The sequence below is a fragment of the Roseobacter sinensis genome, assembly GCF_025755255.1.
Lineage (GTDB): Bacteria > Pseudomonadota > Alphaproteobacteria > Rhodobacterales > Rhodobacteraceae > Roseobacter > Roseobacter sinensis.
The window spans coordinates 20,190-31,657 of the sequence record NZ_JALIEB010000028.1; the positions used below are offsets into that span (position 1 = coordinate 20,190).

Genomic DNA, 11,468 nt, shown 5'->3' on the forward strand with positions numbered 1-11,468 from the left:
GATGAAAAACCGCATGTTTCCGTGGGCATAAAGGCAATCGTAACCATTGGTCGCTATGCCCTGCTAGGGAAGACCGTGCGCGTGGGCGAGGCGCCGGTGATCTTGACAAGGGCCGTCGATGTCAGTTTTGCAGCGCAAAGCGCAGGCAGGAAAGCAGGAGCATCAGGCACGGGCGATGACCGTGCCCAAAGCGTTGCGCGTGAGCGTTGCCAAGATCGCTGATGAGATTTTCGACATGGCCTTGGTGGTGATCGGGATCACTCAGGAGACCTGCGATGGCGATACGATCGCCGAAAAGCTGGATGATGCATCGCTGCTGATGTTGCTGGATGGCCCCAAGGGCGTGGCCGGCGGGGCCATGGTGGGGCCGGAACTGGTCGGGGCCATGATCCAGCAGCAGACGACCGGGAAGGTATCGAATACGGCGCCCGAAGCGCGCCCGCTCACTGCGACAGATGCGGCCCTCTGTGCGCCCTTGCTCGACGCGCTTTTCCGACGTGCCCATGGGCTGCTGGAAAACGATGACGACCGGCGGGTCCTGCCGCTCTACAAGTTCGGTGCCCGGGTGGAAAACACCCGTCTCTTCGGGCTGGCGCTGGAAGCGACCGAGTATCGGGTCTTCAAGTTGACAATCGACATTGCTGGCGGCGCGTTTCAATCGGGGCTGACCTTGCTGATGCCGGTTCTGGAGCAGCGCTTCGAGGTCGAGGGCCCCGCAAGCGATGGTGGCGTTGCAGCGGCGGGACCGCTGACACTTGAGACGACCCTGATGGACGTGAAGGCGGATCTGACGGCGGTCCTGGGTCGCGTCCGCATGCCCTTGTCCCGATTGGAACGCCTCAGCGTGGGCGACGAACTGGTGCTGCGCCCCGATGCCTTCGACAACGTCGAACTCAAGACGGTCGATGGCCGGACGATCAGCCGCGGCGCGATGGGCCAGCTTGAGGGGCAGCGCGCCGTTCAGCTGGAAAGTATCGCAACCGGCTCGGGTCAGCAGAAGCAGTGGACGGCCGAGCGCGAGGAACCCGACCTGCCTCAGGTTCAGATGGCGGCAGGCAGTGATATGGCCGCCGCGCCGCCCGCGCTGCCGGGGAGTGGTGCCGGTGCACTGGCTCCTGTGGACAACCTGCCAGAGCTGCCGGAGTTGCCCGATCTTCCAGATCTTCCAGATCTGCCCGACTTGCCAGATCTCCCCGATCTTGACGGCGGCGAGGAGACCACGGCCCTGCCGGATCTTCCCGACCTCGACGGCGGTGGAGATTTGCCCGATTTGCCGGACCTGCCCAGTCTTGACACTGCCGATGAGTTGCCTCCGATCCCGGGCCTTTCGGACCTCAAGACCGCCTGAAGTCAGCCTCCGCCTCGCGCGTTCCGCCTTCAGCCTGAGACAGGTTCCATTACCTACTGCGTTGATTTCATCGAAATCAGGCAGCGATAGGCGATTCAAGTTTCAGGGGAATTGCTTTAGCGCGGCAGGTTCCCGATCGCCGTCAAAGTGGGGAACAGGTTTCGCAGGTCGTATCCGCCCTTTGCCGCGGCCTCGATCACCTCTTCCGCGGGCATGTCGCGCGCCGCCGCCAGCGCCCAGGCGATTGTCGAACGCGTGCCTGACGCACAATAGGCCAGCACCGGCCCGTCGTAGGTGCCGATCAGCGCATGGTTCGCCGCGATTACATCCGGCGTCATTGTCTGATGTGTGAGCGGCTGCATCGCAAACTCTAGCCCGACCGCTTCCGCCGCCTGTCGCATCACGTCGGACTGGTGGCTCGGCGGCACTTCGGCATCCGGACGGTTACAAACCACTCGCCGAATACCCGCCGCCGCGATGGCGTCCATATCCTCTGGGTCGACCTGGGGTGCCGCGAAAAAATCAGGCGTGATCTGACGCATGTCCATAGTGCAAGCTCTAGGCAAAGGGGGGCAAACTGTCCAGATCGGCCGACGCGAAATTGGGCCGCTCTGCCGGTCCTGCCGCAAATGTGATCACGCCAGGAAAATGCCGAGGATCACCAGCATCAGCCCGATCACCGAGAGAAACAGCGCGCCGAGGTTCATCGGCAGCGCCGTGCGCAGCCGGACCCGCATGTCTTCATCCGAGAGCTGCGCCCTTCGTGCGCGGGCGACATAGATGATACACCAGACCAGCCCCAAAAGCCCGATGAAGGAGAGGGAGGCACCGCCCCAGATGAGCAGGTCGAAGACCGATGTATCGCGTTCATCCATGGCCAGCAGCTACTCAATCCGCTGCGCAAGCGCAAGACGCACCATCGCGGGTCAAACCGGCTTGCAGCCCTGGGCCGGGGTCGCTAGGCAGAACGTCGACCCACGTCCGCCATCTGCCAGGAGATTCTCATGAGTGACAGCGCAATCGATCCATCCGTCCCCGAGGCAGGTCCGGATGCGACTTACCGGGTGACGGCCGACGAGCTGCGCCAGTTTGTCGAGCGCATCGAGCGGCTGGATGCCGAGAAGAGGGACCTTACCGAGCAGCAGAAAGAGGTCATGGCCGAGGCGAAGGCGCGCGGATACGACACGAAGATCATGCGCAAGGTGATCGCACTGCGCAAACGCGACGCGGATGACATCGCCGAGGAAGAGGCGGTGCTGGAGATGTACAAGCAGGCCCTCGGCATGTGAGGTCTCCGCACCGGCCCGGCTGGGGTGGTGATATTGCCCCGCAGCTCGCGCCCGCCCGCATTGCATCGGTCAGATGCGAAACGCGTCTTTCCAGCGGATCGCGTTTTCGGCCTCTGTCCGCTTGACGGCAGCCAAGGCATCGGCGGTCTCAAGATCGTAGGCGGCCTCCGTGCTTGCGGCGATTGCGGCGATGCGCATCGTGTACCAGGCGGTGACCGCGCCTTCTCCGCCGGGCGCAAGCTTCGGGAAATGGGGGCAGAGCATCTCGTCCCGCTGCCACAGCTTCGGCAGATCGGGCTGGAGCACCAGCGCGCGAGCCAGGCCAACGACATCCACGTCACCCGTCTGCAACAGGTCCACCGCCTGCGCCTTGCTCTTTATCCCGCCCGTCAGCATCAGAGGGCGCGACGTTCGCCGGCGCGCCTCTTTTGCAAATGCGGCAAAGTAGGGGCCCGCTCCCCCGCTGTCCAAGGACGAGGCCGCACCCGGGAAATAGGTCCCGCCGCTGATGTCGATCAGATCGACCGAGGTCGCCTCCAGCGCGGCGACGAGCTCCAGTGCGTCGGTCTCGGTCAGGCCGCCCTGCAACATGTCCGAGGCGTTGATCTTGATCGCGACGGGGAAGCCGGGGCCCACGGCATCGCGCACCGCAGCCACCACATCGAGCACGATCCGACGCCGCGCCGCAGCCGTGCCGCCATAGGAGTCCTGCCGCTGATTGAACAGCGGCGAGAGAAACTGGCTGAGCAGAAAGCCATGGGCGGCATGGATTTCGACGCCGCCGAACCCCGCGCGTTGAGCGAACGCTGCAGTTTGGGCAAAGCCGTCGGGCAGGGCGCGGACGTCCTGAAGCGAGAGAGCGTCGCAGCGCAATCCGGGCACGTCGATGGCGCTCGGTCCGGCGGGCCGGCTGATCGCGCCATGCGCCAGAGCGCCTGCGTGTCCCAGTTGGACCCAGAGCTGCGCGCCGTGGGCCGTTCCCGCGATGGCCAGCGGGCGGAAAGCCTGCACGCTTTCTGCGCGCAGCACCAAATTGCCTGGGTTTTCGGCGAAATGCGGCGTGCCCTGCACCTCGCCAACGACGGCCGCAGCCAGCCCGCCCTCGGCCCAGGTGGCATAGAGCCGGTGCTGCTCCTCCGTCGGCTGGCCGCGGCCATCTCCCAGCGCGTCCGACATCGCGGCTTTGATCACGCGGTTCTTGAGCGTGACGCCACAGGGGAGCTCAAGCGGTTGAAACAGGACATCGTTGGACATGAACCATCTCCAGGACAGAGGAGCTTTGACATCCGGCCGGACGCCGCAGCACGGCCGGATGTCGCGCATCGACGGCTGGCCGAACCGACAGAAAACATCGCGTCGGATGCCCGGTCAACCCGGGCGCGCGCCCCGCACTCGGCTTTCGCAGATTTACGACATTCGCAGTTTTCGCCGCAGGTGCGCGCCAGCGGTCCTTTTCGCTGATCTGCGCGCTGTCACGCGCCTTCTTGTGAGGTGTGCAGCGTTAACCTTTTACGAATGGCATCTGCGCTGGACTGCAAAAGATCTGCTTGCTTGTGACGGCGTGCTGCTTGGAATAATATATTTTTATCATATATTTAGCGAGATTTCGGCGTTAACCATCACCAAATGTCCTCATATTCGTTTCAAATTTTCTGCTTTAAAAGAAGGTATTGTTCATCATGTCTTTCGGGATCTGGAGCGGAAATGGCGGCAACACCGGAACATGCGGCACGGGTCCTTGGGCTGACGGTTGATGCGACGCTCGAGGACGTGCGCATCGTGCGGCGGGAACTGGCGCTGAAATACCACCCCGACCGCGGCGGCGACCCCCAACGGACGTCGCGTCACATGGCGCGGATCAATGCGGCCGTCGATACGCTTGTGGCGCATATCAAGGAGGGGCAGCTTCGTCGCGCGCGCCGGCAGATGGCCACCGAGCAAGCCTTCGCGAGACGCAGATGGCGGGTTCAGAGGGCAAAATGGGCTGAGCTGCAGGCGAAGTCGAGAAAGGCGCGCCGAACGGCGGAGAGCAAGGGGGCCGGGACCGATCACAACGGCGAAGCGCGCCCGCAGGCGCCCACGCCCGATACTGCGCAGATGATCAGACCCACAAAGGCCAATCTTGCCTTGATCCGTCTTGCTGCGGCCTCTTATCGCTCTGTGCTGGACGCGATCGGCACGATCGACGCAGGGCCCACCGTCGATGTGACCGCACTGGCCTATCCCAGCTGAGCATCCCAACGCTTGGTCGATCCGCCAGAGCCAATAGCTGGATCACGCGCCCTCGCCGGGCGAAGTCCCTCATCCAACCTTGGTTCTGCACTGCACGTCCTAGACGGCGTTCAATCTGGGCGTACCAGCGACCTGGCGAGTAAGCCAAAGGCAACGCTGCAAGTGTACCCCGGCACCCGACCAGGCCGCGTCTGTTGTTCAATACCGTCGTCCGGTCCGAAACAACTGCTTTTCACGAGAAGCTGGTGCCCCCACACGGCATGGCATTCCAGTCTCAGCAGGCTCCATGTAATGCCATATCTGTTTGGAAAAGTGGATTTTCCAGATTCGACGATCTCAAGGAAACTTGCGTCGACCCAACAAATCCTATACTCATTGGGGGATAATTTGGGGGATAAATTTGTGGGGAACCTAACAGCCCTCTTTATCAAATCCGCGCCACCCGGCAAGCACGAGGACGGCGATGGCCTGCGCATGATCAAGCGCAAGGATGGCGGCGGTCAATGGGTTTTCCGCTACACGCTTTACGGACGTCGTCGGGAGATGGGGCTCGGTGGCTTAAAGGCGCTCTCCCTGAAGGACGCCCGGGACCTCGCCTCTGGCTATCGGACTTTGGTCGCCAAAGGCAAAGACCCCATCGAGCATCGACGCAGACAACGCCAGGACGCCATGCGTAATCGGCATCTTCTAAAGGATGTCGCGTTGGACGCCTTCGAGAGCCGCAAAGCCGATCTCAAGGGGGATGGGACTGCGGGACGATGGTACAGCCCGCTAGAGCATCATGTGCTGCCCAAACTCGGGCAAATGCCCGTCTCTGAGATTACCCAAAGCGATATCCGGGACGCCCTTATGCCGATCTGGCATTCCAAGGCTGCGACGGCCACGAAGGCTGCCAATCGCCTCAAGATCGTCCTGGATCACGCAGCCGCCCTGGGCCTCGATGTCGACTTGCAGGCGGTTGCCAAGGCGAAGCAACTCCTCGGTCGGCAACGGCACCAGGTCACGTCGATCCCAAGCATGCCGTGGGAGGATGTCCCGCCGTTCTACGCCTCCATTGATGAGCCAACGATCACGCATCTCGCGCTGCGACTGCTCATCCTTACAGGGCTTCGCTCACGGCCCGTGCGGTTTGCGCGGCTGGAAGAAATAGGTGGCGATATCTGGACCGTGCCCGCGAACAACATGAAGGCGCGCCTCGGTGCTGCAGAGGACTTCCGCGTCCCTCTCAGCGCAGAGGCACAACGTGTTCTCGAGCTTGCCCGCCCCTACGAGCGCGATGGGTATCTATTTCCGTCTGTCCGCAAGGGCGTCATCAGTGACGCAACCATGGCACGGCTGATGGAGCGCCGAGGGCTGGAAGCACGTCCACACGGCTTCCGGTCCAGTCTACGCACTTGGCTAGCCGAAGAGACGGACGCCCCGCATGAGGTGGCCGAGATGGTCTTGGCGCACGTCTCCGACAGCAAGGTCGTCCGGACCTATCGCCAGACCGACTTCCTCGAACAGCGGAGGCCTTTGATGGACCGCTGGGCAAAGTTCTGCACGGGGCAATGCCCCTAACATGTCGCTGGCCGCTGACTTCTGGACCACTACCGGCCCAAGGGCCCATCTCTTTTCTGAGCGTCTTCGAACGCCCCTTTCCCCTTCTCGGCCCAAACTACTCGTGCATGATCGCCTTGTTCGCCCTTGAGCTTTTCTGCCATCCAGAGCAACGCGCCGTAGATCAGAGCGCGGTCATCGCCGGTGATCTCCACAATCCCTGCTTTGACGACCAATCCACCCAATTCGATCAGATGGCGGGTGCGTTTGCGGCGTTCGACCTGCCAGTTGCGCATGTCACGCCGCACCCGGGCGGCCTGATGCCGATGGCGCGCCGCCAGAGAGCGCCGCAGCGCTTTTCGCGTCGCGGTCAGTCGCTTTTGCAGGTTTCCGCGACCGGCCTTGAAAGAACGCGGCACCGCGTTTTGACCAAGCCTCCCTTTTTGCAGTATCCGTTGTCTCGGCCAGCACGATCAACGCACCGGCGAGTTCCTCTGCACTGAATGCATCGGCTCCAGTGGCGACGACCAGCTCGCCGAGTTGTTGCACCTTGCGGTTTTTCAGCTCTTTCGTCTTCAGCTCCAGCGCCTTCAATTCCGCGTCGTAATCCCGTGGTTTGCGCATTGCATTCTCCATAACGTTTTGATGCAGAGAGGATAGCGGGGCATCTTGCAGAAGGCAGCAGAGTCGCCAGGACGGCTGGGGACGCGCCGGTCCATCCCGAGATTTTATTGAGGGAGGGCGCGCTTATACGTCGTTCCGACGTGGGCGTTCTTGTGTAGATGATTGCGCCATCATGGCAATCTATCATCTCCACGTGAAAGTCATCGGGCGCGCGGCTGGTTCCAGCGCGGTGGCGTCCGCTGCCTACCGCGCAGCATCGCGGTTGCGCGACGAGCGGCTGGACCGTCCCCATGACTTCACCGCTAAGCGCGGTGTCGTGCATTCCGAAGTGCTGCTACCGCAGAACACGCCCGAAGCATGGTCCGACCGCGAACAGCTCTGGAACGCCGTCGAGGCGGTCGAGGTCAGGCGCGATGCGCAGTTGGCGCGCGAGGTGGAGTTCGCGATCCCGCGCGAGATGTCCGAAGCAGAGGGCATAGCGCTCGCCCGCGACTTCGTGCAAGCCGAGTTCGTGGATCGCGGTATGATCGCCGATCTCAATGTGCATTGGGACAGGGATGCGGATGGACTGCCCAAACCCCATGCCCACGTCATGCTGACGATGCGGTCCGTCGATGAAGATGGGTTTGGCAAAAAGGTGCGCGACTGGAACAGCACCGGGATGGTCGAGCGTTGGAGGGAACGCTGGGCGACGCTTGCCAACGAGCGCCTGGCTGAACTCGACATTGACGCACGCATCGATCACAGGAGTCTGGAAGACCAAGGCATCGCGCTGGAGCCGCAAAGCCAGATCGGCGCGCCCGCGCAGCGTATCGCGGGCGAAGGGAGCCCTGCCGACCGGGCCGAACTGCATCGTGAGATCGCACGCGACAACGGAGCGAGGATCATCGCGGAACCTTCGCTTGCACTAGACGCGATTACCCATCAGCAATCGACCTTCACGCAGCGCGACATGGCACGCTTCACACATCGGCACAGCGATGGGATCGATCAGTTCAACGCGGTGAACAACGCAATCCGAGGCGCGCCTGATCTGGTGGAGCTCGGTCAGGACAGGCGCGGCGAACACCGCTTCACCACCCGCGCGATGATCGCGGCCGAACAACGTCTGCATCGCGCCGCCAAAGTCTTGGCCGAGAAGCAACGTCACGACGTGCGGGATGCGGATCGCAAAGCAGCCTTGGCGCGTGCGGAAGCGCGCGGTCTGGTTCTGTCGCGCGAGCAAGCCGACGCTCTGACGCAGATTACCGGTGGGCGTGATATCGGGATCATCGTGGGTCATGCCGGGACGGGAAAAAGCGCGATGCTGGGGGTGGCACGGGAGGTCTGGGAAGCGGCGGGTTACGAGGTCCGGGGCGCGGCGCTCTCCGGCATCGCGGCGGACGGTCTAGAGAGCGGATCGGGGATTGCGTCGCGGACCATCGCCAGCCTCGAGCATGGATGGGTGCAAGGCCGCAATCACCTCACCGCGCGCGATGTGCTGGTTATCGACGAGGCGGGCATGGTCGGCACGCGGCAGTTGGAGCGCGTGCTGTCACATGCCGCAGACGCGGGGGCCAAACTCGTGCTGGTCGGCGATCCGCAGCAGCTGCAATCCATCGAGGCGGGCGCAGCCTTCCGGTCTCTTCAAGAGCGACATGGAGGAGCGAAGATCGGAGAGGTCCGCCGTCAGCGCGAAGATTGGCAGCGCGACGCCACCCGTGATCTGGCGACCGGCCGGACGGGGGCGGCGATTGACGCCTACGACAACCATGGCATGGCGCATGGTGCTCAGACCCGTGACGAAGCGCGGGTCGATTTGATCGACCGCTGGGACCGCGACCGTCAGGCGGCACCGGATCAGAGCCGGATCATCCTGACCCACACCAACGCCGAAGTGCGCTTGCTCAATGACTTGGCGCGGGAGCGGAAACGCGCGGCGGGCGACCTGGGCGAGGACGTCTCCTTGACGGTCGAGCGGGGTGACCTTTGCTTTGCCAGCGGCGATCGGGTGATGTTCCTGCAGAATGATCGTGGCCTTGGGGTGAAGAACGGCACGCTCGGGACCATCCATGAGGCCAGCGCGCAGTCTATGTCCGTCCAGACCGATGATGGGCGCTCCATCGCCTTCGACCTCAAGGACTACGACCGCCTCGACCACGGCTATGCCGCGACCATCCACAAGGCCCAGGGCATGACGGTGGACCGCACCCATGTTCTCGCGACGCCGGGCCTGGACGCCCATGGCAGCTATGTCGCCCTGTCGCGGCATCGGGACGGACTGAACCTGCACTACGGTCGCGACGACTTCTCCTCGCAGGATCGGCTGATCCGCACACTGTCCCGCGACCGGGCCAAGGACATGGCGCTCGACTACGCCGAGGCCGATCCGGCGCAGGACTTTGCCGCGCGGCGCGGAATTGCATTCCGGGAGCGTGTCATCGAGGTCCTGCGCAAGATCGTGCCGGAGAGACTCCGCGATAGGATTGATGGGTCGCGCCCTGCCAGAGACGGCGCGCTTGGCTCGGATGTCGCGCAGAGGCCGGGAAGGGAAGAGGCAAGGAAGGATATCCGTCCCAGCGCGGATGCGCTGCAAAAGGCCCTGGCGTATGACCCGGAAGCGGCAATGCGAAAAGCCCGCACCGAAGCCCTCAAACGCCATGCCCGCGCGGTGGATGCGATCTTCACGGCTCAGGAGAGGGGGAACTCGGGCACGCCTGACCAGTTGCGCGACCTCGCCGAGTCTCGCGCGTCCTTCGAAGAGGTCCGGCCTGACGGCTGGCGCGATGCCGAAGCAGCCTATGCCAAGGACCCGTCCCTTGCCCGCGAGGCCGGATCGGGCCAAGCCAACCGCGCTATCCGGGCGCTTCAACTTGAGACGCAGTTGCGCACCTCTCCAGAGCGCCGGGCCGCGCAGTTCGTGGAGCGCTGGCAGCACCTTGATCGGACCAGCCTGTCGCACTACCGGTCGGGCACGATGTCCGACTACCGCGCGACACGAGCGGAGATGGGCGAGATGGCGAAAAGCCTCCAACGCGATCCGCAGCTGGAATCTCTGCTTGCCAACCGCAAGGCCGAACTGGGTATTCGAATGGACTCGGGCCGTCGACTCGGTGCGGAGTTGGCTTATTGTCACGGCATCGACATCACCCGGGGACGCGGTCTCGGTCTCTGACACATATCCGATCTGCCGCCCATTCCACGCCCTGCTGCGACGATGGGCCGGACTGTCTTGCGCCAACAGCTCGCGGCGTTCTGTCTGGATCAAGAACATCCAGCAGGAGGCAATAAACCCATGTCCGACCCAGACCGTATCATCCGCCTGACCACCGTCCTCGACCGAACCGGCCTGTCCCGGTCCACAATCTATCGCAAGATTGCCGAAGGCACCTTCCCCGCCCAGCTCAGGATCAGCATCCACGGTGCAGGATGGCGGGAATCCGACATCAACAGGTGGGTTGAAAACCCGGTAGGCTGGCGATTGAAGCAAGAGGAACGCTGACAGCCGCAGAGGGTTTTGCAGTGTTGCCGGGTTGCCTCGCGCATAAGCCAGCGATGTCTGGCGAAGAACAAGCTGCAAGACGAAACTGTTGCTTGCCGTGGTGCGGGAAACTGGCTTGAACGGGCATAATGCCGACATTGCCGTCGACATCCGACGCTACGGTGCGGCCCGTATTTGCTGACTTCCGCTGCAGTCGCAAATCCAGTTGGTTGCTGGACTCACACAATGCGGACAAAACCGCCGTTCGTAAATTGGACTTCGCTTGCGCAGCATTACTTAGCTCATGCAGGCTCGTTGGTGTTGACCCGAAGACTGTCCGGCGCGATCGTCCGCCGGACCATCCTGACATCCGCAAGGAGATGAAGAAGATCGCTGCCAAACGGCGTCGGTTTGGCTACCGCCGGATCGGCGTGATGTTGGAGCGCGAAGGCATGATCATGAACCACAAAAAGCCGCATCGGCTATACACAGAGGAAAAGCTGGGCGTGAGGCGACGACGAGGTCGTAAGCGGGCCCGAGGGGTACGAACACCAATGCCAGAGGCCCTAAAGCCGGTTGAGCGTTGGTCGCTGGACTTCCTGTCCGACACGTTCGGCGCATCTCGCCGGTTCCGCATCTTGGCCGTGAATGATGATTGCTGCCGAGAAAACTTATGCTTGATTGCGGACACATCGATCTCTGGTGCCAGGGTGGCACGCGAACTGGATGCCCTTGTGCGTGTCTATGGAAAGCCAAGGAGCATTGTCTCGGACAATGGGACGGAGTTCACTAGCCGGGCGATCCTTAAATGGGCAAACGACAACGATGTTGACTGGCACTACATCGATCCCGGCAAGCCGCAACAAAACGCGTTCATCGAAAGCTTCAATGGTAGTCTTCGCGACGAATGCCTGCGGTCTTAGGTAGCAAATGCACCAAGTTTCCATCTGGATGGTTTCGGCGATGTCGGGTGAAA

12 protein-coding genes and 1 pseudogene are annotated in these 11,468 nt (G+C 62.7%); 8 read left to right on the forward strand and 5 right to left on the reverse strand.

Translation table 11 applies throughout. The annotated features are described in order from the left end of the window. Nucleotides 1-118 precede the first annotated feature (118 nt). A complete protein-coding gene (locus MUB52_RS22080; protein ID WP_263846323.1) occupies nt 119-1,348 on the forward strand; it encodes a FliM/FliN family flagellar motor C-terminal domain-containing protein in 1,230 nt (409 codons plus the stop codon). Nucleotides 1,349-1,464: 116 nt separating this feature from the next. Here the strand turns inward: MUB52_RS22080 and MUB52_RS22085 are convergent, their stop codons facing one another. After that, on the reverse strand, nt 1,465-1,896 hold the full coding sequence (locus tag MUB52_RS22085) for a TIGR01244 family sulfur transferase (RefSeq protein ID WP_263846324.1): 432 nt from the start codon (nt 1,894-1,896) through the stop codon (nt 1,465-1,467). Nucleotides 1,897-1,983: 87 nt separating this feature from the next. Continuing rightward, the gene (locus MUB52_RS22090) at nt 1,984-2,223 is read right to left on the reverse strand and encodes a hypothetical protein (protein WP_263846325.1); all 240 of its coding nucleotides are present in this window, start codon (nt 2,221-2,223) and stop codon (nt 1,984-1,986) included. A gap of 129 nt (nt 2,224-2,352) precedes the next feature. Here MUB52_RS22090 and MUB52_RS22095 point away from each other — a divergent pair, with 129 nt between their 5' ends. Further along, nucleotides 2,353-2,637, forward strand: coding sequence for a DUF2312 domain-containing protein (locus MUB52_RS22095; RefSeq protein ID WP_263846326.1), 285 nt, complete (start codon nt 2,353-2,355; stop codon nt 2,635-2,637). 69 nt (nt 2,638-2,706) lie between these two features. Here the strand turns inward: MUB52_RS22095 and MUB52_RS22100 are convergent, their stop codons facing one another. Continuing rightward, on the reverse strand, nt 2,707-3,891 hold the full coding sequence (locus MUB52_RS22100) for an oxidoreductase (RefSeq protein ID WP_263846327.1): 1,185 nt from the start codon (nt 3,889-3,891) through the stop codon (nt 2,707-2,709). A gap of 58 nt (nt 3,892-3,949) precedes the next feature. On the opposite strand from MUB52_RS22100, the gene MUB52_RS22105 reads away from it, so the two are divergent. The 3 genes from MUB52_RS22105 (at nt 3,950) to MUB52_RS22115 (ending at nt 6,429) form a co-directional block, all read left to right on the forward strand. Beyond that, entirely contained in the window at nt 3,950-4,384 is a 435-nt protein-coding gene (locus MUB52_RS22105) for a hypothetical protein (RefSeq protein ID WP_263846328.1), read from the forward strand. Next, on the forward strand, nt 4,342-4,869 hold the full coding sequence (locus tag MUB52_RS22110; protein WP_263846329.1) for a J domain-containing protein: 528 nt from the start codon (nt 4,342-4,344) through the stop codon (nt 4,867-4,869). The genes MUB52_RS22105 and MUB52_RS22110 overlap by 43 nt, the downstream gene beginning before the upstream one ends. A 291-nt stretch (nt 4,870-5,160) precedes the next feature. Beyond that, nucleotides 5,161-6,429, forward strand: coding sequence for a tyrosine-type recombinase/integrase (locus MUB52_RS22115; RefSeq protein WP_263846330.1), 1,269 nt, complete (start codon nt 5,161-5,163; stop codon nt 6,427-6,429). A 29-nt stretch (nt 6,430-6,458) separates the two neighbouring features. On the opposite strand, the gene MUB52_RS22120 is transcribed toward MUB52_RS22115, so the two are convergent. Together MUB52_RS22120 and MUB52_RS22125 are read right to left on the reverse strand one after the other, a co-directional pair. Continuing rightward, a complete protein-coding gene (locus MUB52_RS22120; RefSeq protein WP_263846331.1) occupies nt 6,459-6,704 on the reverse strand; it encodes a conjugal transfer protein TraD in 246 nt (81 codons plus the stop codon). A 1-nt stretch (nt 6,705) separates the two neighbouring features. Next, on the reverse strand, nt 6,706-7,044 hold the full coding sequence (locus MUB52_RS22125) for a conjugal transfer protein TraD (RefSeq protein ID WP_263846332.1): 339 nt from the start codon (nt 7,042-7,044) through the stop codon (nt 6,706-6,708). A 160-nt stretch (nt 7,045-7,204) separates the two neighbouring features. Here MUB52_RS22125 and traA point away from each other — a divergent pair, with 160 nt between their 5' ends. From traA to MUB52_RS22140, 3 genes and pseudogenes are all read left to right on the forward strand, one after another. Then, nucleotides 7,205-10,186 (forward strand): Ti-type conjugative transfer relaxase TraA, encoded by a 2,982-nt coding sequence (gene traA, locus MUB52_RS22130; RefSeq protein ID WP_263846333.1) that lies wholly within the window; start codon nt 7,205-7,207, stop codon nt 10,184-10,186. Between the two features lie 120 nt (nt 10,187-10,306). Beyond that, nucleotides 10,307-10,513 carry a helix-turn-helix transcriptional regulator gene (locus MUB52_RS22135; protein WP_263846334.1) on the forward strand — a complete coding sequence of 69 codons (207 nt, stop codon included), beginning with the start codon at nt 10,307-10,309 and terminating at the stop codon, nt 10,511-10,513. Nucleotides 10,514-10,794: 281 nt separating this feature from the next. Further along, nucleotides 10,795-11,406 (forward strand): annotated as a pseudogene (locus tag MUB52_RS22140) (DDE-type integrase/transposase/recombinase); the annotation flags it as partial. Between the last annotated feature and the right edge of the window lie 62 nt (nt 11,407-11,468).